Raw genomic sequence first — 25280 nt, 5'->3', positions numbered from 1 at the left:
ACCGAGTGTCGAAGCGCTGACCGATAAGCCATTGCTTGCCTGAAACCGGTTTGCTTTTTGGGCAAAACCGTCCTGTAGGACAAAACCTTCAGGATCAGCGGGACGCGCAGTATAAAAAGCTTTTCGCAGGCGTTTTCACTCTATAAACCATAAATTACAGCCACAACTCTCGGCAAAAGCGCGATTCAAGGAGAGGCTTTAACTGGCTAAAGCTGATTTCACTCGCAATTGAAAACGGCGGCGAGTATTGCACAGCATTGGTGCATCGTCATGCATTTGCCTGGACCTTATTTAGCGATCAATGGCTCTAGATCAAGCCTCTTCAACCACGATGCCATCATCCCCCCGAACCTTCGGCAGCTGCTACGGGACTTGCGTGGATCCAGAAAAAATACACGACATCCTTGTCCACAATTTTTTCACCATCGCCAACCACCGTCTAAGCTTGAGACAAGTCCGATCAATCTGCGTAAATGGATCAATCGACTATGGGCGCTTTGTGGCAAACCGATACGAGTAAAACTGTGGTCCCGACTGAACCTGTGGAAGAAGCGCCATCACCTGAAAAACCCCGTAGCAGCCGTGTCAAACACGGCTGGAAGGCGTTTTGGTTGCTGCTGCTCATCATTCTGATCGTCGTGGGGCTCGCTGCTGCCAAAGAAATGCGCACTTCGAAGTTTCAGGCACGGGAAGCCAGCAAATTCGCCGCGTCGCTGAGCTACACCCTGGAACCGGGCCCCAGCGATGCCATTCGTTACCCTGGCGCCGGGCCTTTCGATTTGCGACTGGGCTACAGCTCACTGAATGAGTTCCTGCCACGGTTACTCAAGCGCGACTACGTGATTTCAGCCCAAACGCGTTTCTCTCCAAAGCTGATGGACTACAGCGCCAAAGGCCTTTTCGTGCCCTACTCGGAGAAAATCCAGGCCGGCCTGTCGATCACCGATTGCCGCGCGTTACCGCTGTACCAGTTCAAGTATCCACAACAGCTTTATTCAAGCTTTGAATCGATTCCACCGGTGGTGATCAATAGCCTGTTGTTCATCGAGAACCGCTTTCTGCTCGACCCCAAGCAACCGTTGGCCAACCCCGCCGTGGACTGGCCGCGCTTCGGCATGGCCGCGTGGTCGCAGGTGGCCAAACTGATTCACCTGCCGGGCCAGTCGGCGGGCGGCAGTACCCTGGCGACACAGCTTGAAAAGTATCGGCACTCACCCGATGGCCTGACGGTGTCGGGCGCGGAAAAGATCCGGCAGATGATTTCCGCCACCGTGCGGGCCTATCAGGCAGGTCCGGAAACCCTGCAGGCCCGGCAGAATGTGGTTCGCGACTACCTCAACAGTGTGCCGCTGTCGGCCGTGCCGGGCCACGGTGAAGTGCATGGCATGGCCGAGGGGTTGCGCGTCTGGTATGGCGCCGACTTCAACAAGGCCAACGAGACGCTGACCAGCACCGAAACGGACCCAAAGACCCTGGCCGCAAAAGGTTTGGCTTTGCGTGAAATGCTCTCGTTGATGATTGCCCAGCGCCGGCCTTCTCACTACCTGACCAAGGGCCGTGATGAACTGGCCGATCTTACCGACAGCCACATCCGTCTACTGGCACAGAACAACGTGATCGATGCGCCTTTCGCGGCGGCGGCGTTGGCCAGCAAGGTTACTTATCGCGATTGGCAGACTCAGCCGACCATTCAGCCGATCGAGACCAACAAAGGCATCAGCGTGGCGCGCAGCCGCCTGGGCGGGTTGCTCAATCGTCCGCTGTACGACCTTGATCGCCTCGACCTGTCTGCCACCAGCACCCTGCAAGGCGACCTGCAATCCAAGGCCACCGAGTACCTCAAGCATCTGGCCGATCCGGCGTTTGCCACGCAGATCGGCTTGATGGGCGAACGCCTGCTCACCCCCACCAGTACCACCCAGGTGCGCTACAGCTTCACCCTGTTTGAACTGACACCGGACGGCGCGCGCGTGCGGATTCAGACCGACAGCACCGACCAGCCGTTCGACATCAACGAAGGCAGCAAGCTGGAATTGGGCTCTACTGCAAAAATGCGCGTGCTCACCACCTACCTGCAAATCATCGCCGAGTTGCACGATAAATATGCCGGGATGACGGTCCCTGAACTGAAAAAAATCGACGTCCCTGACCAGGACCGCCTGAGCCGCTGGGCCGTTGATTACCTGATCGAGAACACAGACCGCAACCTGCCGGCCATGCTCGGCGCGGCGTTGGATCGCAAATACTCGGCCAGCCCCGGCGAAGCATTTTTCACCGGGGGCGGGTTGCACGTTTTCCATAACTTTCGCAAGGAAGACAACGGCCGCATCCCCACCTTGCGCGATGCCCTGCGCGAATCCATCAACCTGCCGTTCATTCGGCTGATGCGCGACCTGGTGCGTTACGCCACGTATTCCGGCCCCAACAGCAGCGCCGAACTGCTCAAGGACGACCGCGACCCTCGGCGTCAGGAATACCTGGCCAATTTTGCCGACCGCGAAGGTACCTCGTTCCTGCTGAAGTTCTGGAAGAAGTACAAAAACAAGGACACCCAGGCGCGGCTCGACACCTTCCTCGACAGCCTGCGCCCAACCCCGATTCGCTTGGCGGCGATTCACCGTTATCTGCTGCCGCAAGCCAGTCAGGAAAGCTTTAACACCTTTGTGCGCTCGCACCTCAAAGGCCCCAAGCCCACCGGAAAACCTACCGAAAAACTCACCGACGAACGCCTTCAACGGCTGTACGAAAACTACAGCCCCGGTGCCTACGATCTGCCGGATCAGGGCTTCATCGCCAAGGTCCACCCGCTGGACCTGTGGCTGATGGGCTACCTGTTGAACAACCCTGACGCCAAGTGGAGCCAGATCGTCAAAGCCAGCCATTTCGAACGCCAGGAAGTCTATAGCTGGCTGTTCAAAAGCCGTCACAAGGGCGCCCGTGACAGCCGCATTCGCACCATGCTCGAGATCGAAGCGTTCCTCGACATTCACCAGCGCTGGCAGCAAGTCGGCTACCCGTTTGATCACTTGGTGCCGTCGCTGGCCACCGCTATTGGCAGCTCAGGTGACCGTCCGGCGGCGCTGGGCGAGTTGATCGGCACCATTCTCAACGATGGCGTGCGCATGCCGACACTGCGCATCGACACCCTGCATTTCGCGGCGAACACACCGTACGAAACCAAATTGATCAATGATCCGGACGTAGGCAAGCGGGTCATGCCGTCTGAAGTCGCCACGGCCATGCGCGAAGCCTTGTCACAAGTGGTGGATGCCGGTACGGCGAGACGTGTGTCCGGCAGTTTCACCCTGCCCGACGGTAAACCGCTGGCCATGGGCGGCAAGACCGGCACCGGTGACAACCGCATTGCAGCCATTGGTTCCGGCGGGCGGGTCATCAGCTCCAAATCCCTCAATCGCACGGCGACCTTCGTGTTTTACATCGGCGATCACCATTTCGGCACCCTCACCGCCTTCGTGCCGGGTCGCTCGGCCGAATCGTTCACGTTCACTTCCGCGCTGCCGGTGCAAGTGCTCAAGGGCATGGCGCCGATTCTGACGCCGTACCTGCAACCCACCGGCAACACCGGTTGCCTGCCGATTGAAGTGGTGCGGCGTTAGCAGAATCGGTCGTGTGCGCAGGTGGTACATAATTATTTTCGACATTGATAATTTCAATGTTTTTTCAAGGACGAACTCTGACTTAACAGCAGTTATTCAAACTTTAACTTTGAGCGATGAAAGGTAGGCTGGAAGCTCCTATTAACGCTCAAGGTTTATTAGAACAATGTCTGACCTACAAGGACGTATAACCGCAGATCAAGAGCTGGACACACTTGGCGACAGTGGCCGTCACTACGCGCTTATCAAGAGCCGCATCCCTCTCGTGTTCAAAAGCTCATCACTAAAAAGAGCCAGGGAACTAAGTTCCGCGCGAATCAGCCCCGCGACTTGGATAACAACCGCCTCACAGCACGATCACAGCCAGTTACAAGATGCCAATCTGAAACTGTGGACCGAACACAACAGCATCGACCGGCTGTTCGATAAGTTGCAGAATGTTTATGAATTTGCCGAACCCTTATTGAGTGCCGCACTCAAGCAACACTATGGCGTCGAGGACGACGTCAAAACAACATTCCTGCATCTTTACTTACCCAAGCAACAACCGTGGTACGCCATAGACATTTCAAAAGGTGTTGTCACCCGAACTGTTTCTCTGCTGGACGCGGCGCTGCACAACTTCGCCCGCTCCGAAACCTGTGAGGCCGATTCGGATTTCATCAGCCAACCCGATGAACGTGGGCTGTTCGACATCAAACCAATCAAACACAAGATGTCCATCGCTCAGTTCCAGACGCTGTGTCGCGAACTGGATATTGGCGCCCGATACACCCAATACCTGCAAAGCATGTTGTTGCCCGAAGATGTCGTTGCCAAAACGCTCTTGAAGAAAAAAGTCGTCAGAAGTCAGAAAGCAGCATTCAAAGCGGCGGCGCAACTGGCGGTGGTGACCGGCGATATCGGGCCCTACACCCGTGACGTGGTGGTGGCGATGCTTGAGGGTGAACGCAATATCAAACTCAAAGGCAAGCATCTGCGGTTTCACCAACTGTCGATGCTGGACACGACGTTGACCGGCATCGTCCTCATCGCCCCGGATCTGGACCGGACATGGCAGACCGAGCACGTGATTGCTTATGTACCGCAAGACCCCGAACATCCGCTGAAGTCGTACCCGTCGCTCCCCGACTTCTTAAACGAACTGACTCGCCAGTTGCGGGAAAACAAACTGATCAAGTCCAGCGGCATGACCTACCGTCAATACTTCAGTCAATTCGTCCCTCATCAGCAACGCGGGCTGTTTTTCGCCGAACTCCAGCAGAACCTGACCGAGGTGCGCTGGCACAAAAAAGAGCCACTGGATCAGCGTCCGCCATGGCGCGAAGAGCCGGTGTCTCACCCCCGCCTGCATTTTCGTACCGAGCTGATCAACGACGGTCTGTGGACGCATCTCTATCAGCAGAAACTGAACAAGATTCTCAACGACGCCAGACACATCGCCGTGTCCACCGCCGATGCCGACAGCAATGCCCGCTGGGCCTGGTGGGACAACTTCAAGAAGATTGTCTCGGACATCTTCAACGTCGCGCTGATTGTCATCACGCCGTTCGTCCCCTTCGTGGGTGAGTTGATGATGGTCTATACCGCCTACCAGATCACCAGTGAGGTGGTCGAATCCATCGTCGACATGGCCGAAGGGTTATGGACCGAAGCCGCCGAGCACATCGTCGGTGTGGTGACGAATATCCTGCAACTGGCGGCTATTGCGGTAGGTGCAGAACTGGGCAAATTCGCGCGCCTGAGGCTTTCGCCCTTGATCGAAGGCATGAAACCGGTGAGGTTACCCAACGGTGAGTCCCGACTGTGGCATCCCGACCTCAAACCCTACGAGCAGCCAGACCTCACGTTGCCGGACGGTTCGCGACCTGATGAACAGGGCCTGCATTCGCACAAGGGGCAACGCGTGTTGCCACTGGAGGGCAAACATTACGCCGTGCAACACCAGGTCAAGCAGGGTCGCTACCGCATCAAGCATCCTCGCCGAGCCAATGCCTATTTACCCGAATTAAAGACCAATGGCCGGGGTGCCTGGACCCATGAAGGCGAAACCCCGCAGGACTGGGAAGGCCCGACATTAATGCGCCGCCTGGGTCATGACGTGGACGCTTTCAGCGATGCAGAGCTTGAGCGGGTGCGCATCGCCAGCGGCACCGACGACGATGCGCTGCGCCGGATGTACATCGACAACGCGCCACCGCCGTCGCTACTTGCGGACAGTCTGCAGCGTTTGAAGATTGACCGGCAGATCGACACAGCGATCGGGCAAATCCGTGCCGGGCAGGCCCTCGACCCGGCCTCTTACTGGTTCGAAACACTGGTGAGCTATCTGGACGGCTGGCCCGCAGAGAAAGCGCTGAAGGTTTACCAAAACACCGACCTGACCGGGCCCTTTCACCAGTATGGCAACGATCAGGCCACTGACGAACAGACCTTCGCCACCACTCTCGCCCATGTCATGAGCGGCCAATTACCGCAAAGCGTCGTCGACTTTTTGAACGAGGCCGAGCTTGAAGCGTTGCTCGGTCCGCAGGTCGCCAAGGGTGATCGCGTGCAAGCACTGCGCAATCGGCTGGCTGATGAAGCCGGCGAGCTCAGGACAGACATCTTCAATCAGCTTTACCTGGTCGGGCAAACCTCCGACAACCCGCCTATCCGTGTGCTTCGTCAAACAGTACCGGAGCTGCCGGCCTGCGCGGCCGAAACACTGCTGGGCGCGGCCCGTGGCGGTGAACTGGAACGCCTGTCAAAAGAACAGCGCCCGCCGCTGCGCTTGAAAACCCTGGCTCGCGAAGCCGCCTTCGAAGCACGCCTCAGCCACGCCTATGAGGGCTTTTATGCTGACGCACAGTGGGGGGCGGATACCGAAAGGCTGGTGCTCAATACCTTGCGGCTGCACAGCGACACCTTCGCCGAGCTGCGCATTGAAGTGCGCGAAGGCAGCTTCGACGGCCCCTTGCGATGCAGCGTCGGCGCCGAGGATGCGACGACCGTTCGGCAGCTGATCCGCGATGAATCCGGCCAATACGAAGTGCGTGACGACGCCAATAATGAACTGCATGAAGCCGGCGACTTTATGGAATCGGTACTCCACGCCGTGCCCGCGAACAGGCGTCAGGCACTGGGTTACCGGCCCGGACAAGGCCGTTTTTTCAAGCAATGGATCATGGCCAAGACCGAAAAGCCCAGCGTGCGTCGGGTGCTGCTCGCCGAGCCGCCGAACATGCCCGTCCTGCCCCCCGAAACGGTCACCCTGCTGCGTGGTCCGCTGTTTTCAAAGCCCGCCGCGACACTGGAAGACCGGGTACGCAATCTTTACCCCAACCTGAATGATCGAGAAGTGGCCACCTTCGCTCGATCCTTGAACGCCGAAAACGAGCCGCTCAAGGTCATGAAGGCGCTGGAGGACGAGCTTGCAACGCTGCGACAGACCCTGCAAAACTGGGAGCCGGCGGCCTTTGACGGCACGGGTGACAGTGAAGTTGACCGCCTGTGGTTGAGCTTCAAGTACAACGGTGGGAGCTTCATTGCCGAACGCCTGTTGCAGTGTTTTGAACGAAAATCGATGGTCTTTGGTGAGCGTAGCGCCAGCTTCGACGGTGGATACACGCTGGATCTGTCATCGGAATTCAATCTCATCAACCTCGATCTGTGGTGGGATCAGTTGCCGGATATCCAGCACTATCTGGATCAGATCACCACGCTGAATCTGGACCGGGCAACCTTTTACCCCAGAGAAGGCTGTCTGCTGGAAGACTTCCCCAAGCTTGAGCAGCTCAGTGCCAGAGGCTGCCGGCTGGCGCACTTGCCGGACGGCATCGACAAGATGCACTTTCTGCGCACCCTGCGCCTGACCGACAACTACATCACCCTGACACCCGAAGCCGTCGAGAGCCTGAGAAACCTGACCCGCATGGAAACACTCAGGCTCGATGAAAACCCGGAACTGGGCCTGCTGCCCAATGTCGAGCGTATGCCCAAACTGATGATCCTCAGTTTGAGCAACACCGGGGTGACGCGCTGGCCGGAGGGTCTGTTCAAGAAACGCCGCCCCCGGGGGTTTTTCCTCGACCTGATGGAAAACCCGCTCACTGAACTGCCGGCTGTGGTTGCGGGCTCTGAAGATGCACGCATCGTCGCCCGCACGCGTTTGTTCGCCGAGCGGCTCTCCGATGCAAACCGCATGGCTTATGAGCAATACCGAAAGTCGGTGGGACTGAGCCGCGAGCATCTCTATCGCCGTGCTGCCGACAATGCGATCGATGCCTGGCCGATGTCGGATGATTCCCGTTGGTGGAGTTCAGTCGTCGCCGGGTTGGGTACGTTCAGGAAAGAAGCCTGGCACGACTTGATGGGAGAACCAGGCGCCAAAGACTTCTTCGCATTGATCGAGAAACTCAAGCAGTCGGCCGACTATCGCGCGGGGGGAGCACTGCGCGAGCACCTCAGTGGACGCGTCTGGCGCATGATCGAGGCCATGGATCTGGACACCGGGTTGCGCACCGAACTGTTCGAGATGACCTCCGCACCCACCACCTGCGCCGATGCCGGTGCCCAGTTGTTCAACAACATGGGCATCAAGGTACTGACCACCGAAGCCTATGCCCTCTCGACATCGGCTGCGACTCTGGAAAGCAGGCTGGTGACCCTGGCAAAAGGTGCCGCGCGTCTGGCGCGGGTGGATGACATCGCCGGTGCCGATGTCCGCAGTCGAGCGGGCAATCCCGATGAAGTCGAGGTGTACCTGGCCTACGAAACCGGCCTGGCTCACCGCCTGGGCCTGCCATGGCAATCCAATACCATGCTCTATGAACCCGTGGCCGGCGTGAGCGCCAAACACCTCGATACGGCGTTTGACACCGTGATTTCCATGGAGGCTGGCGATGGGCTGGTCAATGAAATGCTCGAACAGCCCTTCTGGGAAAAGTACCTGCGTGAAACCTACCCCGACGCCTACCGCCGTAACGCCCGGATCTACCAGGAAAAACCCGAGCTGCTGGATCAGTTGCGCGATGCACAACGCGCCTGGGCACTCTCTGCCCGATGGTCTGAAATGCGGCGCGCTCCGTTGCGGCGGCAGTTGCAGGACCTCGCCGATCAACTGCCAGTGCCCCACAGCGTGGTGTTTACCGGCGCCGAGATGAGCGATGCCGTGTATGAGCGGTTGCTCAACGAAATCGGCTATGACGAAAAGGCGTTAAGCCGACGCTTGACCCGTGAAGCGCTGCAAAAGGCAGGGCAGTAAAGACGCCCCCTGAAAGCCCAGCGGGGTAATGCCAGTCAGTTAAGCCGTAACGCGATTTGTAGCAGCTGGCGAAGCCTGCGTCCGGCTGCGCAGCAGTCGTAAAACCTGAGTGCGAAGTCTTCCTGAAACACCGCACCGCCTAATTTTACGACTGCTGCGCAGCCGAACGCAGGCTTCGCCAGCTGCTACCAAGAGCTTGTTTTGCCTGAGATTTACTTAACTGACTGGCATTTGTCCTGAGGACAATCTTCTGCACACCACCCTGCTTTCAACCTACCTCCGAATCCCAGATGACCGTGACAGTGCCCGAGTAACTTCGGGCAACACCCGGTTTGAGCATCTCCTCGACCTGGTCCCGGGCCACTTCAAAATGCAGCGTCCCGGGTTTCTGATCCAGGTAAAAGCCAGGCTGGAACCAGTTCGTGCCACTGCCATCGAGCAGCAGCGGGCGGTGATTGACCGGCTGATTCGCGGCATCGGTCAAACCACTGGGCAAGGTGACACTGACGTTGAGCGGCACCGAATGTCCCGCCGTCGGTTCCCGCACCGCGCAGGTATTGCCACTGACGTACTGGCACTCAAGGTTCATCTTGAATCGGCTCGATGCTGAAATGTTGAACGTCTGATCACGGAACAACCGCGTCGGTTTGCGCCCTTGAGTCAACCAGGCCTGCCAGCCGCCTTGCGGCACCAGCTCAATGCGTGTACCACCGGGAGGAATCTCCACCTTGAGCGTATGTTGAACATCCAGCGAGAAATTGAGGGTCAACTGGTTGTCGTTCGGAATCATGACATCGCCCATGTCGAAATCCTGGCGAGGGCCGACCGAGTACGGGATGGAGCCTGTGTATTTGCCCGCCTTCATGTTCAGGGGGTCAGGTGTACGCAGCTCATAAGCGAAAACGAAGTACAGATAACGGAAGGACATCGGAATGTCGAAAAGCGCCTTCTTGCTGCACACACCCGCTCCAACCGGGACTCGCCAAAAACTGTTGTATCCCACTGGGCCAACAGTGGCCCAACCGACACTCTCACAAGGTGGCGGAGCATAGATCCAGCGTCCTCCTTCCCACAGTTGATCCCACCCGCCTCCTCCCGTCAGTTCAGTGATGGAACGAGGGATGGACGCTTCGTGCCCGATCCCTCCAATCCGAACGGACAGCACTTTGGTATCACCCGATTCATGGGTCACCAGCACGTCTCGCCACTCCGAGGGCACCCGGGCCATGCCGCCCTGACGAGGGTCGGTGTGATTGGCCAGGATCGGCGCATTGGCCGTGAACAAAATGGGCGCGCCCAGGCTGAACAGACCAAAGGGCTCGCAGGCTTGCGGAACCTGTCGGCAGAAACCTTCGGACGGCGTCTGATTGATGAATTTATTGCGCTGCGGGTTGGATGAGTCGGGCTTGAAGGTGGCTTCGATATCCACGGTCAAGGCTTGCGCCGACAGTGCAAACACCGCGCACAGCAGGCCAGCCACTACACGGCCAGTCAATTTTTCAGATGATTGCGTACGCAGACTGCTCATTGTCTTTCCTTCAAGATCATAGTGATGCCCGGCCCGTTGGAACCGTGGGCAGCGTTTGACGGAGCGCTAGACATCCGAATCCCAGATCACTGTCACGTTGCCCGCGTATTGGCGAGCGACGCCTGGACGAATCATTTCGCCGACTTCAGCGGCGGGAATTTCAAAGTGCAGCGTTCCCGGTTTGCGATCCACATAAATGCCCGGTTGAAACAGCTCCGAGCCACTGCCGTCACGCCGCAGCGGGCGACGACTGACCGCTTGCCCATTGGCATCGCTCAAGCCATGGGGAAGGCTGACGCTGACATTCAGGGGAACGGCGTGACCGCTGACAGGTTCCTGCAAGGAACAGTTGTTGCCATCCTGCGTGTATTGGCATTCGAGCTGCATTTTGAAACGTGAACTGGCGGAAAGATTGAACGTCTGGTCACGGAACAGGCGTGTCGGTTTGCGCCCTTGCGTCAACCACGACTGCCAGCCGCCTTGGGGCACCAGCTCCACGCGGTTGCCTCCCGGTGGAATATCAACTTTGAGGGTGTGCTGAACATCCAGGGCGAAGTTCAAGGTCAGGGTCGAGCTGGTGGGCAGCATAATGTCGCCCATGTCGAAATCCATGTTGGGACCGAGGTAATAGACCAGGTCTCCACGGTACTTGCCCGAGGACATGCCTAACGGGTTGGGGGTTACCAGTTCGTAAGCAAAATCCAGATACTCATAACGAAGCCACGGAACATTGAACTTCGCCTGTTTCTCACACGCCCCCTGAGTCGGCGTTTTCCAGAAAAAAGCATACGTGCGCGTCGTGTAGTACCCCACGCCGCTGTACACACAGGGAGCAGGCGCATTGACCCAATCCTTGCCCCATAGCAAATAGTGAGCGCGTAGATAGTCAACGCCACCGCCCACCAGACTGACCACGTCTTCCGTCTGGTATTGGGAGCCAATACCGGCGATCCGTACCTTCACGGTTTCCGCCTCACCGGTAGTCTCATGGACTACCCTCAAGTCCCGCCACTGCGCGGGCACTTTAATCATCGCGCCCTTGCGAGGGTCTTCATGATTGGCCGTGATCGGCCCACTGGAATCGAACTGGATCGGCACTCGCAGACTGAACATTTCATGGTCTTTGCATTGCTGAGGCCAAGAGGCGCAGTAACCACTGGACGGCGTGTCGTTGGTGAATTTATTGCGTTGCGGGTTTGCCGAATCCGGCTTGAACGAGGCCTCAATCGACACCTCCTCTGCCCAGACCGTTGGCAGCCACATCGAGCACAACACCACCGCACCCGCACAACGTCGTAATGTCCGAAAACGCTTCATCCCTTTAGCCTCGTAGAACCGGTATCAAGTACCTGGCATGACCGCGTTGAAGATCATGTTGACGTTGCCAAAGTAATTGCCGGGCTTGTAAACCCCGGCGGCCGGCGGCATCGGGACGATTTCCAGCAAGACGCGTTTACCGGGGGCGGCGTCGGTCGGGGACACCACTTCGCTGCTCTCAAGCTCACTCAACAACGTGCCGTTGAACAGCACACGCAAGCCGATGTCATCGGCCGGCGTGCCGTTGGACAGATACGGTCGGCCTTCAAGCCTTGCCTCGATCGAGCCGGCTGCATTCTTGACGTCGAAATACTTGCGCAAGCCGCCCAGCGTCGATGCGGTCAGGTTCCAGGGCAGTTGCTGCTCGCGATGGATCCAGGTCGGGTCAGAGGGAATCACGTAGAACGCCTGGGTCGGGATCGTCACGAACACTTCGAACTGATGCACTTCCCTGGCGGCAAAGGCCGGATGACTCGCATACGAAACAGCAACCACCAATAACCCGAAGATCAGTTTCCTGGTCATGGCTTCAACCCTTCACGTCGAGTTTTTTGCTGCTTGCACCTTCCACCAGCGTGAACTGGTAGTGGCGGCCGGCCTGTTTTTCGAAGGTAAACGTGCGGCCGGCGAGAATGTGATGCTTGGTGGTCGGCTGGCAGTCTTGCTCGTTTTTAACCGAGCAATCCTTGAACTCATCGATCACCACGACCGTGTTGCCGTTGTTGCGGATCCGGTAAGTGCCCGCGCCGTTTTCAATCGCGCTGTCAAAGCGTGTCTGCTTGGGTCGTACGAAAAAAACCGCGCCGTAACCCGCCAGTACATTGACCCCGGCGGAGAGGGTTTTCTTGTAGTCCTCGCGCTCTTCGCTGGAGACGGCGAACTCGTCTTCTTTCTCGGGCACCACCGGTACAAAACGCACGCGGAAATAGCGCTCTTTGTCGCGCTCCCCCATGAACAACAATCGCGTGCCCTGCATGCCATTGGCCGGGACGATCAGTCGAGCCGGGCTGGCCATCAAGCCATCGCGGGCGCTGCCATCGGTCTGGGTCTTGAGCGGCACTTCCTGTGATTTGCCGTCGGCGTCATAGAGGATCTCGAGAATGTTGACCTTCACAAATGCCGTGCTGTCGCCGCCATTGAAAACCCGTTTCAAAAAGGTACTTTTGTCGCCGTCCAGATAGTCGTACACGGTGCCGATATTGATGCTCGGTGTTGCCTGCGTTGCCTGGGTAAACAAACACAAACCAAATACTGCCAACAGACGTTTCATCGTCCCTTACCTCGTTGATTAATCACGTTCTGCCGGGCCATCAACCCGCCGTTCGAGCCATAAAAGTTGCATCTGCCAAGGTGTCCGGCGTGCAGCGCAAATCACCGATCATCAACACGTTGTTTTCTGTGCGCCCACTGCTCGTATCGAGGCGGAATTGACACAGCAATTGATCACCGTGGCGCACTTCCAGGGTCGGTGAGCCGGCATTCATTTCCATCGAGAAGAAACCGTCCACTTCACTCACACCGCGACTGGCATGGTTGATGACGTGGTGGCCCTTGAGCGGGTTGCCCTGGGGGTCGATCAGGCGACCGAGTACGGTGAGGGTTCGCATGACCTTGATCTGGCGATAGCCCACGCCGCCCTTGTTCAGGTGATAGCTGGAGCGGGCCGGCTGAATCGTCGCGGCGGGCACATGGTTGCCCTCGAAATCGAAACTGACCGAGCTGCTTTTGTAGGCGGTGATCGGCACAAAATTGCGCCCGGGTTTGAGTACCGTGCTGCTACCGCTCAAATCGTCGGCGCGCAGGGCGATATCTGTGATGTCCGATTCGACATCGATAATCATGCCCGCACCGTTGCGGTGGTACTGGCTGGTCACGACCATTTTCTGGCCGCCAACGGCCACGGTGCTGTCCAGGTTCAGGCCACCGGTGAAGTCATTGTTGAACGACGAGCGCTGGACAAAACCGTCGCCGTTGACCAGGTCCGTTTGCATCGTCCCCATTGCGTTCAAGCCCACGCCGTAGGTGTCGGTGAGGACCGTGGCCGAGACACTTTGCAGCAGGTGATCCTGCAGGTCTTTGCGGTAGGAGATCGAGGCATTGTTATCCCGACCGCCCTCGCGTGCGGTGCGTGAGCCGATGCTGCCGGAAAGCTGTTCACCGGGGCCGCCCAAGGCAATGTTGACGCTCAGGTCGACACCACGGTTGCGCTCGTCATCTGAACTGATACTGCCCGGCCGATCGAACAGGGACAGCCGCCAGTTGGCATCGCTGCCAAACAGTCGGGTGCGCTGGGTCCACCCCAGATCTACACCAGTGCCATTGGTGTTGCCCTCGCTGTGGGATACCCGCGCATTGACCGAGCTTTTACTGGTCAATCGATGGTTGATCGACAACGAAGAGTTGCTGGTTTGCCCGATAAACACGTTTGGCTGCCGCACCCGCGTGCCATCGGGCAGGGTGTCATACAGCTTTGTGGTGTCGAGCCAGCTGCGGTTATAGCTGGCGACGAGGCTGCCGCTGCCATAGGAGTAGAGCCCCTGCACGTCAAGGCCGGTGCCGTAATTTTCGGTCTCGTAGACGCTGGCATACAGGCTGGCGTTATTGACGATCGACCAATCGACCGACGTGCCGTATTGCAAGTTGTCGCGCACTTGACGAGCGCTCAGGCCGAGGATCACCCGAGGATGCAGCAGGTAGTTGAACGCGGCGCCAGAGGTCATGTCGCCATCGTCCTGCTGGTCCCAGTTGCTGAGCACTTTCGATTCACGGCCGGCGAAGAGGTTGTAGCGCCAGCGTTCGTCATGGTTACGCCAATTGTTCGGCTTGTAGATCAGTTCCTGGGTGCTGGAGGTGATTTGGCCGTCTTCGATCAGCCGCACTTCCACTTCATAGATGCCACCCGGCAGCGGACGTGTATCGAGGGTTTGCAAACCGGCGGGCACGGCCTGGGTATTGATCATCAAACCGTCGCGATAGATTTCCACCGACCCTTGCCGATTGGCAGTGACATAAATCGGATAAACAGCCGGCTTCGGGTTATTCAGCGCCAGACTGTCGGAGCTGCCATACATCACGCCCAGTGCCGTGTCGGGGCTGGTGCCGAAGGTATTCGGCTGCCGGGTCAGGCCTTCGGACGAGGGCGTGAACAGGCCCAGGCGCAGAAAGTTGCCTTCCAGTTCACGTTGGGTAAACAGCTCATTCACAGCGTGGTAGAGCGTGTTATCCAGGCCGCCCAGCCGGGACCACTGAACATTGACCGCTTGGGTCCAGTTACCCAGGCTGCTGCTGGCTTCCAGACCGTAGCGCCCGCCAAGGTCCTGGCCCTGGCCGCCATTGAGGTTCAACTGGTTGCGCACGATCAATCCGGTGCTGCCACCTTCGGGCAACGTGTAGTAACGCTGTGCTTGATCATCACGTTCGGCGTTTTCCGTGACAATCGACACCAGCGAGTTTTCAAGACTGTAATGCACCGCCAGAAGTTGCTCAGGGCACTTGGCCTCGCAGCTGCCCAACGCCACACCTTGTTTCAGCCAGGTCGACCAGGTGTCGCGCTCGCTGGGCTTGATCGTACTGTCACTGACGTCAGCGAATTCAACTAAGGTGATGCGGTCATCGCGAGATAACACCACCATCGCCTCACCGAGAAATTGTTGGTCAAGTTCCACGCGCACCGCCAGCGGCACATCAAAGAAGTGCTCTTCAAACTCGGCCGGCAACCCCTTGGCCTGCGCCAGCAGACTTCGAGGTGTAGTGCCGTTATCCGCTGGCGCGGCGATTGCAGTTGCGCAGAAAAAAAGGGCAAGCGCCGCCGCGATGGGAGTCATCGGGAACATGAACGAGATACTCTGAAGATAAGTACGTTAAAACCCGATCGACAGGCAGTGACTACCCATCGACCGGTCGGCGTTGACGAATAAGGACAAGCCTTAATTCATAACCGTATTACTGGACGCGCGGGATGGCATCGAAGACCACGACCGGATTGGCCGTGTAAACACCCGTCTGAGCGGCGGTCGGTTTGGCAGCGGCAATTACCAGATCAGCTCGCATGCCCCCGTTGGACTCGGTATCGCCGACCACTTCTTGAGACACACCGGTCAAGGTTACGCCGTTGAAGGAGTAGGTCAGCGCGATGTTGTTGGCACCGTTGAACAGGGGTTGCGGACCACCTTCTACATAAGCATTGACCGAACCGTTAGTGTGGCGGATATCGTAAGTCGCACGCAGCGGGTTCAAGGTACCGGCCACCAGGTTGTAGGCCATTTTTTCATCTTTACCGAAGTCAGGATCCACCGGTTGGGCGTGAAATACCTGGGTTGGGATAGTGGCGCTGATATTGATGGTCGTGCGCGCTTCTTCCGCAGCGAACGCCAGCGAAGAGCTGAGGGCCAGGAGAGTCATCGGAACGGAGATTGCAAACTTCTTGAACATTGTTGAGTACCTGTCTTTTCAAAGGATTGGGCGCAGAAAGTTAGAACAAGCGAATGCCATACCGTGAAGTAATGGTGAATTCGCTTAACTTTCGACGCCGGAGAATGATCGGCCAATCGCTCGAGAAAGTAAGTACGTAAGTTCCGAAGCACATGTAGTAACAATGACTTTCGAACAGCAGGAAAATAGACAGAAAAGCCCTGATTACGCTGTATAGCCCTCAGATAAATACTACACACAGTTCTAGCTAAAAAGACACACAGACGACAAGCCATCAACTTTCCGTAAGATCAATACTACTAACACACTCAAAGCCCCGTGATAAGTAGAGGAACTTATAGAATTAGTTTTATTACTCTAAAAAAGTGACTTTCTTATCCGTCCAATCCTCACGTGCTGATTCCCTTCAGGCCCTCCTCGACCCTCGACCCTCGACCGTTCGTCAAGCCCCCTTGCTTTCGCCTTAAGATATATCTTAAGTTGTATCTAAACGCGACAAGAGAAGACACAAAATGAGAGACCATCATTCCCATCGAGAGCACAGCGACAACCGCGACGGCGTCGAAAAACGCCCAAGCCCCGGCCGTGAACGCGGCGGACGCGGACCACGAGTGTTCGCCCCCGGCGACCTGAAACTGCTGCTGTTGGCGCTGATCGCCGAGCAGCCCTGCCATGGCTATGACCTGATTCGCCAGATCGAAAGCATGTTCGACGGCGCGTACAGCCCCAGCCCCGGCGTGATCTACCCGACCCTGACCTTTCTTGAAGAAAGCGAAATGATTTCGGGCGACGCCGAGGGCGGCAAAAAACGCTACAACGTCACCGACGCTGGGCGCTTATCACTGACCGATCAAGCCATTGCGCTAGACGGTGTGCGCTTGCGCATCGAGGTCAGCAAGCGATCGCTACGCGGTCATGACCGTCCGGCGGAGATCCACGAGGCGGTGCACAACTTGCGTTACGCCTTGCAGATGCATCATGGGCGCTGGAGCCCGGAAGAAATCCTGCGGGTGCGCGACCTGCTTAACAACACTGCCAAAGCCATTGTTGACGGCCCTGCCATTCAACCTTTTCAGGAGAAAGCCGAATGACTGAAGTGATCGTGCAATCCATCCACCGTGTCATGCATGAGATCAAACGCCGGCGCCTGGAAGTGTTGCGCGTGGTCGACCTGACGCCGCGTATGCGCCGGATCACCTTGGGCGGGCCGGAATTGGCTGGCTTCGTCAGCCTCGGCACCGACGACCACGTCAAACTGCTGTTCCCGCAAAATGCGGCGGAACAAGCGGCGCTGGAAACCCTGGTGCTCGGCGGGGGCAAAAACAACGGGCCGATGCCGGCGATGCGTGACTACACGCCACGTCGCTATGACCTTGACACCCTGGAACTGGACATTGATTTCGTGTTGCACGGCGACGGCCCTGCCTCGACCTGGGCCGAGCAAGCCAGGCCCGGCCAGTTCCTGCACATCGGCGGGCCACGCGGCTCGATGATCGTGCCGGACATGTTTGATAGCTACCTGCTGATCGGCGACGAAACCGCCCTGCCCGCCATCGCCCGTCGACTTGAAGGCCTCGCGGCCAATCGCCGTGCGCTGGTAATTGTGGAAGTGGAGAACGGCGCCGAACAGCAGCGCCTGGAAAGCGCCGCACAGGTCGATGTGATCTGGGTACTGCGCGAAGGGGGCAAAGACAATCTGCTGACCACCGTCAAGCAACTGCAAATGCCGAGCGGCAGTCTGTACGCGTGGATAGCGACCGAGAGCAAGGTGTCGCGGCAGATCCGTCGGGTATTGCTCGATGAGCACGGCCTGAATGAGCAGTTCGTCAAAGCCGTCGGCTATTGGCGGCTGGATGACAGCGAAGAGGAGTGACAGGCTCCAAGGCCCCTTCGCGAGCAGGCTCGCTCCCACAGTTGATCGCGGTCTAATGTGGGAGCGAGCCTGCTCGCGATGACGATAGCTCAGCCGCTACAAACCTGAAGTATTTACACGACGCCCAAGCCACTGATCCAGCCCGATAAACACAAGAGCAATGAGAATAAACCCCGCCAACAATCCCCCCGCATTCACAAACACCTGTGGATAACCCAACTTGTCGACATCCACAAACGGATAGGGATAAACCGCCAGCACATGCCCGCGCCATAACACAAACGCGAAGTACACCAGCGGATAAATGACCCACAGACCAATGTGCCGCAGCCGTAACGTGCCTTTGGGCACACACACCCACCAATACGCCAGAAACAGCAGCGGCGTGATGTCGTGCATCAGTTCATCAGCCAGAAACTGCCAGCCTTCGGGATGCCATAAATGTCGCAACAAAACGCTGTACGCCAACCCCACCACGGCGATGCTCACGGCTATCGCGCTACTGACCCACGGCTGTAAAAACCAGCGTCGCATCGCTGACTCGCGGGACGTCCACTCACAGGTCAATACCGTCGCCACCAGCGTGTTACTCAGCACCGTGAAGTAGCTGAAAAAGCTCACCAGCCCACCTATCAGACTGGCTTCCAGACTCCAGCGCGAATAGAGAATCAGGTACAGCTGAATGGCCAGTCCCATCCAGCCCAGTAGCGCCGCAACGGCAACAAAACGACGCCTCGCAGCCGAACCCGACATGCTCAGACCGGTCGCTTGGTGCGCATCAATTTGATGTACAAGCGCTCGACCTTTTCCCGGGCCCACGGGGTTTTACGCAGGAACGTCAGGCTCGACTTGATGCTCGGGTCGCTCTTGAAGCAGCGGATATCAATGCGCTCGGCCAGCCCCGACCATTCGTAATGTTCAACCAGGGCGTTGAGGATCTGCTCCAGCGTCACGCCATGCAGCGGGTTGTTGTTCTGTTCGGTCATGCAGGGCCTTCGAGCGATGTAAGGAGTGGGAAGCCGCGCACCTTAGCCGAGGGTGTGATCGGGTGGAAGCGCTCTGTGCGCTATCTCTTACTGTAGGTGACCTTGATAAGACTGCCGCCCGACACTGTTACCGAATCTGAAATGATCCATGTCAGTAAAAGCCCTTTCTCTATTTGTAACAGAACATTATCCTTGCGCCCGCCAAGCTGAAACGCTTCCGCACACTGCTTTACGCCTGCTGCAATCCGTTTATTTCCTGGAAAAAGACCCCGAATTTCTTCTCTATGCCTTATTTTCAAACTTCGCGAGACAGCGCTGTCTGCACGACTATTACCAGCCGAAAAGCCCTGAACCTGATCGGTGGGCTCACCGCGGTGGGCCTTGCCACCTGCACCCAGGCGGCTCCCGCCTTCGATAGCGATTCACCATGGATGCTCGGCGACTGGAACGGTACTCGCACCGAACTTTCGGAAAAAGGCTACGACTTCAACGTCGATTACACCGGCGAAACGGGCAGCAATCTGCACGGCGGCTACGACCATGACCGCACCGCGCGTTACAGCGACCAGTTCGCCTTCGGCACGCACCTGGACTTGCAGAAAATCCTCGGCTGGGACGACGCCGAATTTCAGCTGACCCTCACCGAGCGCAATGGCAATAACATCAGCAACGACCGGATCAACGATCCGCGTGTGGGCGGCTTTACCTCGGCTCAGGAAGTCTGGGGGCGCGGGCAGACCTGGCGCCTGACGCAGATGTGGTATCAGCAGAAATTCTTCGATCAGCAACTCGACATCAAGGTCGGTCGCTTCGGTGAAGGCGAAGACTTCAACAGCTTCCCCTGCGACTTCCAGAACCTGGCGTTCTGCGGCTCGCAAGTCGGCAACTGGGTCGGTGGCATCTGGTACAACTGGCCCGTCAGCCAGTGGGCGATGCGCGTCAAATATCACCTCACGCCGCAGTTGTTTGCGCAGGTCGGCGCCTATGAGCAAAACCCATCGAACCTGGATCGCGGCAACGGCTTCAAGCTCAGCGGCAGCGGCACCCAAGGCGCGATTTTGCCGGTGGAACTGGTGTGGTCGCCGAAGGTTCATGACCTGCCGGGCGAATACCGCGTCGGCTATTACTACAGCAGCGCCAATGCCACCGATGTCTACAAGGACAGCAATGGCCAGCCTGCCGCCCTGAGTGGCGAGGCGTATCGCAGTGCATCGAGCAAGCACGGCGAGTGGCTCGTTATTCAGCAGCAAGTGACCAGCATCGCCAGCGATCACTCCCGTGGTTTGAACGTGTTTGCCAACGCCACGATGCACGACAAGAAGACCAATGCCATCGACAACTACGTCCAGGCCGGTGTGGTCTACAAAGGCTGGTTCGATGCGCGCACCAAAGACGACATCGGTTTCGCCCTCGCCCGGGTCCACGTCAACCCGGCGTATCGCAAAAACGCCGAAGCGACCAATCAGGCGCACGCCGTTGATGACTATGACGACCCGTCGTTCCTGCCACCGCAAGACACCGAATACAGCGCCGAACTCTATTACGGCGTGCACGTCACGAACTGGCTGACCGTGCGCCCGAACCTGCAATACATCCGCCACCCCGGTGGCGTGGACCAGGTCGATGACGCACTGATTGGCGGGATCAAAATCCAGTCGTCGTTCTAACCGACACCACAAAACCTGTAGGAGCTGGCTTGCCAGCGAAGAGGGGGTGTCAGTCGCCATCTATGCCAACTGATACGCCCTCTTCGCTGGCAAGCCAGCTCCTACAAGGATTGCAGTTTTTATATGAACCATGCCCACGCCAGATCGTCATCTACAGTGAACTTGCGCGGGACTACTTGAAACGTCACGGAGAACCACACTATGAGCACTGATGGTGCTTTGAGTCGAAGCCGTCTATTGCCGACCCTGCTCGGCATTCTGCTTCTGCTAATGGGCCTGGCCATGCTGGCAGGCGGGATCAAGCTGAGCATGCTCGGCGGCTCGCTGTATTACCTGCTGGCCGGTATCGGCCTGGCGCTGACCGGCGTGCTGCTGATGCTCGCCCGCCGAGCCGCCTTGGGCCTGTACGCACTGGTGCTGTTCGCCAGCACCGTTTGGGCCTTGTGGGAAGTCGGTCTCGATTGGTGGCAACTGGTTCCGCGCCTGGCGATGTTGTTTGTCCTCGGTTTCGTGATGCTGCTGCCGTGGTTCCGTCGTCCACTGTTGCTCAACGGCCCTGCGCCAATGGGCACCGGCGGCCTGACCGTGGCTGTGGTTCTGGCCGGCGTCACCGCACTGGCCAGCCTGTTCACCCACCCGGGCGAAACGTTCGGCGAACTGGGCCGCGACACTGCAGACACCACCAGCACCGCCCCGCAAATGCCGGATGGCGACTGGCAGGCTTATGGCCGCACCGAGTTCGGTGACCGTTACTCGCCACTCAAGCAGATCACCCCGGCCAACGTCGGCAAGCTGCAAGAAGCCTGGCGCATCCAGACCGGCGACCTGCCGACCGCGGATGACCCGGTCGAGTTGACCAACGAAAACACCCCGCTCAAAGCCAACGGCATGATCTACGCCTGCACCGCGCACAGCAAAGTGTTGGCACTGGATCCGGACACCGGCAAGGAACTGTGGCGCTTCGATCCACAGATCAAGAGCCCGGTCGGCTTCAAGGGCTTCGCCCACATGACCTGCCGTGGCGTGTCGTACTACGACGAAGCTGCGTACGCCAAGTCTGAAAACGCCGCTTCCGCCGTCATCTCCGAAGCCGGCAAAGCCGTTGCCCAGGCCTGCCCGCGTCGTCTGTACCTGCCAACCGCCGATGCCCGCCTGATCGCGTTGAACGCCGACACCGGCAAGATCTGCGAAGGCTTCGGCAAAAACGGTGTGGTTGACCTGACCCAAGGCATCGGCCCGTTTACTGCCGGTGGCTACTACTCCACTTCGCCGGCCGCGATTACCCGTGATCTGGTGATCATGGGCGGTCACGTTACCGACAACGAATCGACCAACGAGCCATCGGGCGTGATCCGCGCCTTCGACGTGCGCGACGGCCACCTCGTATGGAACTGGGACAGCGACAAGCCAGACGCCACCGAGCCATTGGCCCCGGGCGAAACCTACAGCCGCAACTCGGCGAACATGTGGTCGCTGGCCAGCGTCGACGAAAAACTCGGCATGGTTTACCTGCCACTGGGCAACCAGACCCCAGACCAATGGGGCGCCGACCGCACCCCAGGCGCCGAGAAATTCAGCGCCGGCGTTGTGGCTCTGGACCTGGCCACCGGTAAAGTGCGCTGGAACTACCAGTTCACTCACCACGACCTGTGGGACATGGACGTTGGCAGCCAGCCAACCCTGCTCGACATGAAAACCGCCGACGGCGTCAAACCTGCGCTGATCGCCCCGACCAAACAGGGCAGCCTGTACGTCCTCGACCGTCGTGACGGCACACCGATCATCCCGATCAAGGAAATCCCGGTTCCGCAAGGCGCCGTGAAAGGCGACCACACCGCCCCGACCCAGGCCCGTTCGGACCTCAACCTGCTGGCCCCGGAACTGACCGAAAAAGCCATGTGGGGCGCGAGCCCGTTCGACCAGATGCTGTGCCGCATCCAGTTCAAGGAACTGCGTTATGAGGGCCAGTACACCCCGCCATCGGAGCAGGGCAGCTTGATCTACCCGGGTAACGTTGGCGTGTTCAACTGGGGCGGCGTCTCGGTCGATCCGGTTCGCCAGATCCTGTTCACCAGCCCGAACTACATGGCCTTCGTCTCGAAAATGGTGCCACGCGCAGAAGTCGCTGCCGGCAGCAAACGCGAGAGCGAAACCGCTGGCGTGCAACCGAACACCGGCGCGCCATACGCCGTGATCATGCACCCGTTCATGTCGCCCTTCGGCGTACCGTGCCAGGCCCCCGCCTGGGGCTACGTCGCCGGTATCGACCTGACCACCGGCAAAGTCGTGTGGAAACGCAAAAATGGCACCAGCCGCGACAGCTCGCCGATCCCGATCGGCTTCACCCTCGGCGTGCCGAGCATGGGCGGCTCGATGGTAACGGCTGGCGGCGTCGGCTTCCTCAGCGGCACCCTCGACCAGTACCTGCGAGCGTACGACGTGAACTCTGGTAAAGAGTTGTGGAAATCGCGCCTGCCAGCGGGTGGCCAAGCCACACCGATGACCTATACGGGCAAGGACGGCAAGCAATACGTTCTGTTGGTTGTGGGTGGTCACGGTTCGCTGGGCACCAAGATGGGTGACTATGTGATTGCGGCCGGTGTGTCAGGCACATTGATGTTGAATGTTAAACAGCCATCGCGAGCAGGCTCACTCCTACAATTTGACCGGGGGAGGTCTGGAAAATCTGTGGAGGTCCTACAGCCGGGGCGGTTTTCGAGGAGGATTCCGACAGGTTGTGTCGGTTGTTGTGTCGGAAGGCCGGGAGATAGGCTTTGCCCGTCGCTGCAAATTCAGCGACCGGGCATCGCGGCCCGAGTTAGCTTACTTGGTGCATAATCACCGCCCTCAACCGACTCTCCCTCGTAGTTTGTCGATTGGTTTTATGGTGGCTGTGCGCGGGATACCTTCGGGTATGCCGGGTTTCCAAGTAGCTCCGGTCCGCGAACCCGCGCACAGCTGCCACCTTCCATCGCTTCGCGGCGATTAGTGGCAGCTCCATTACTTACTTGGAGCTTCACCATGATCAAAGAAACACCAAATCCCCCCGAAACCGACGACGTTTCCCCCTACGAATCCGTCGATTCCAAAAAACTCAACGAAGCCGCCGAGCGCGCGCTGAATCACTACCTCAATCCCGCTGCGCTGAAATCACCGCCCACCCGCAAACCCAGCACGATGTTTATGATTGCACCGGACCTCAAAGACGAAGACCTGTTGGCCCATACCTGTGAATCGTTGGCTCAGGCCAGTGTGATGGCCAGCGATTTTGCCGGCTATTTGGAAGGCCCGCATCGCAACACCGCGATGGCAATCCAGCAAATCGTCATGCTCGCCGAGTTGGCGGCGAACCGGATGCTCGACAACCTCGAACTACCCAAAACCGCGCCACACCGCTAATCCCCTGTAGGAGCCGAGCTTGCTCGCGATTGCGGTCTAATATTCAAAATTAATGACAACTGACACTCCGTCATCGCGAGCAAGCTCGGCTCCTACAGTGGAACGGTACATATCTGCCAGAGATTGGTCGGCTGTCAGGGCGCCTTCGCAGGCAAGCCTCACCTTTTTTGTGGCCGCCATATTCGCCACACCACTGAACAAATGTGGGAGCGGCGGTGCGACGATTCGACTTGCTCGCGAAAGCGGTGTGCCAGCCAGCATTCATGTTGAATGTTAAACAGCCTTCGCGGGCAAGCCCGCTCCCACATTTCGATTGAGATCAGTCTGAAAATTTTGCGCTGGTCCTACAGCCGTGGCGGTTTTGGGGAAGGATTCCGACAGGTACTGTCGGTTGTCGTGTCGGAAGGCCGGGAGATAGGCTTTGCCCGTCGCTGCAAATTCAGCGACCGGGTTTGGTCGCCCAGGTTTAGAATGGCGCACTTTTCGTGCTTGCTTCATGGCGAGCTGTGCGTGGGAGGGCTTCGGCCCTGCCGGGTTCCATTCCCTGGTCGACCAACCTGCGTACGGTTCGCCACCCAACTGCTTGGTCGCAGTCGTGGCGAACTCCCTATCTTCGAATGGAGCTTCACCATGATCAAAGAAACACCAAATCCCCCCGAAACCGACGACGTTTCACCCTACGAATCCGTCGATTCCAAAAAACTCAACGAAGCCGCCGAACGCGCGCTGAATCACTACCTCAATCCCGCTGCGCTCAAATCACCGCCCACCCGCAAACCCAGCACGATGTTCATGCTCGCACCAGATCTCAAAGACGAAGACCTGTTGGCCCACACCTGTGAGTCGTTGGCTCAGGCCAGTGTGATGGCCAGCGATTTTGCCGGCTATCTGGAAGGCCCGCATCGCAACACCGCGATGGCAATCCAGCAAATCGTCATGCTCGCCGAGTTGGCGGCGAACCGGATGCTCGACAACCTCGAACTACCCAAAACCGCGCCACACCGCTAATCCCCCTGATGGACCAAATCCCTTGTGGGAGTGAGCCTGCTCGCGATAGCGGTGTGTCAGTCGACATCAACACTGAATGTCATACCGCATTCGCGAGCAGGCTCGCTCCCACAATTGGATCGTGTCCGTCCGCCAGAGATTGGTCGGCTTTCAGGCCGCCTTCGCTGGCAAGCCAGCTCCTACAGTAGATCGGCGTACCGCCTTTGCTC

General features: G+C 58.2%; 15 protein-coding genes and 1 pseudogene. 8 read left to right on the top strand and 8 right to left on the bottom strand.

Annotation, left to right across the window (positions count from 1 at the left end):
* The first annotated feature begins 488 nt into the window (after positions 1-488).
* Positions 489-3617, top strand: a complete 3129-nt coding sequence (locus tag AC1DWM_RS17415; RefSeq protein WP_223512124.1) for a transglycosylase domain-containing protein — start codon at positions 489-491, stop codon at positions 3615-3617.
* Between the two features lie 166 nt (positions 3618-3783).
* Complete coding sequence (locus AC1DWM_RS17410) at positions 3784-8862, top strand: NEL-type E3 ubiquitin ligase domain-containing protein (protein ID WP_477795760.1); 5079 nt, start codon at positions 3784-3786, stop codon at positions 8860-8862.
* A gap of 268 nt (positions 8863-9130) precedes the next feature.
* Here AC1DWM_RS17410 and AC1DWM_RS17405 read toward each other — a convergent pair whose 3' ends face one another.
* From AC1DWM_RS17405 to AC1DWM_RS17380, 6 genes are all read right to left on the bottom strand, one after another.
* Positions 9131-10390 (bottom strand): hypothetical protein, encoded by a 1260-nt coding sequence (locus AC1DWM_RS17405; RefSeq protein ID WP_223512128.1) that lies wholly within the window; start codon positions 10388-10390, stop codon positions 9131-9133.
* Between the two features lie 66 nt (positions 10391-10456).
* Entirely contained in the window at positions 10457-11707 is a 1251-nt protein-coding gene (locus AC1DWM_RS17400) for a hypothetical protein (protein WP_223512130.1), read from the bottom strand.
* A gap of 24 nt (positions 11708-11731) precedes the next feature.
* Positions 11732-12232, bottom strand: a complete 501-nt coding sequence (locus tag AC1DWM_RS17395) for a CS1 type fimbrial major subunit (protein WP_223512132.1) — start codon at positions 12230-12232, stop codon at positions 11732-11734.
* 4 nt (positions 12233-12236) lie between these two features.
* The gene (locus AC1DWM_RS17390; protein ID WP_477795759.1) at positions 12237-12977 is read right to left on the bottom strand and encodes a molecular chaperone; all 741 of its coding nucleotides are present in this window, start codon (positions 12975-12977) and stop codon (positions 12237-12239) included.
* 40 nt (positions 12978-13017) lie between these two features.
* Positions 13018-15540, bottom strand: a complete 2523-nt coding sequence (locus tag AC1DWM_RS17385) for a TcfC E-set like domain-containing protein (protein WP_477795758.1) — start codon at positions 15538-15540, stop codon at positions 13018-13020.
* Between the two features lie 109 nt (positions 15541-15649).
* On the bottom strand, positions 15650-16138 hold the full coding sequence (locus AC1DWM_RS17380) for a CS1 type fimbrial major subunit (protein WP_223512136.1): 489 nt from the start codon (positions 16136-16138) through the stop codon (positions 15650-15652).
* A gap of 512 nt (positions 16139-16650) precedes the next feature.
* Between AC1DWM_RS17380 and AC1DWM_RS17375 the strand changes: the two genes are divergently transcribed.
* Both AC1DWM_RS17375 and AC1DWM_RS17370 read left to right on the top strand, forming a co-directional pair.
* Entirely contained in the window at positions 16651-17229 is a 579-nt protein-coding gene (locus AC1DWM_RS17375) for a PadR family transcriptional regulator (RefSeq protein WP_223512137.1), read from the top strand.
* A complete protein-coding gene (locus tag AC1DWM_RS17370) occupies positions 17226-18011 on the top strand; it encodes a siderophore-interacting protein (RefSeq protein WP_223512138.1) in 786 nt (261 codons plus the stop codon). Before AC1DWM_RS17375 ends, AC1DWM_RS17370 begins: the two co-directional genes overlap by 4 nt.
* Before the next feature lie 96 nt (positions 18012-18107).
* On the opposite strand, the gene AC1DWM_RS17365 is transcribed toward AC1DWM_RS17370, so the two are convergent.
* Positions 18108-18764 (bottom strand): Pr6Pr family membrane protein, encoded by a 657-nt coding sequence (locus AC1DWM_RS17365; protein WP_223512139.1) that lies wholly within the window; start codon positions 18762-18764, stop codon positions 18108-18110.
* A gap of 2 nt (positions 18765-18766) precedes the next feature.
* Entirely contained in the window at positions 18767-18997 is a 231-nt protein-coding gene (locus tag AC1DWM_RS17360; protein WP_162438744.1) for a VF530 family protein, read from the bottom strand.
* A 284-nt stretch (positions 18998-19281) separates the two neighbouring features.
* On the opposite strand from AC1DWM_RS17360, the gene AC1DWM_RS17355 reads away from it, so the two are divergent.
* The 4 genes and pseudogenes from AC1DWM_RS17355 (at position 19282) to AC1DWM_RS17340 (ending at position 25071) form a co-directional block, all read left to right on the top strand.
* Positions 19282-20664, top strand: coding sequence for a carbohydrate porin (locus AC1DWM_RS17355; protein ID WP_477795757.1), 1383 nt, complete (start codon positions 19282-19284; stop codon positions 20662-20664).
* A 201-nt stretch (positions 20665-20865) separates the two neighbouring features.
* A pseudogene (locus tag AC1DWM_RS17350) lies at positions 20866-23259 on the top strand (glucose/quinate/shikimate family membrane-bound PQQ-dependent dehydrogenase); the annotation flags it as partial.
* Between the two features lie 426 nt (positions 23260-23685).
* A complete protein-coding gene (locus tag AC1DWM_RS17345; protein WP_477795756.1) occupies positions 23686-24063 on the top strand; it encodes a DUF6124 family protein in 378 nt (125 codons plus the stop codon).
* Positions 24064-24693: 630 nt separating this feature from the next.
* The gene (locus AC1DWM_RS17340) at positions 24694-25071 is read left to right on the top strand and encodes a DUF6124 family protein (protein WP_223512145.1); all 378 of its coding nucleotides are present in this window, start codon (positions 24694-24696) and stop codon (positions 25069-25071) included.
* The last annotated feature ends 209 nt before the right edge of the window (positions 25072-25280 follow it).

The organism is Pseudomonas sp. P4_C8 (genome assembly GCF_056401975.1).
This window is presented reverse-complemented; position numbering and strand designations above follow the sequence as displayed.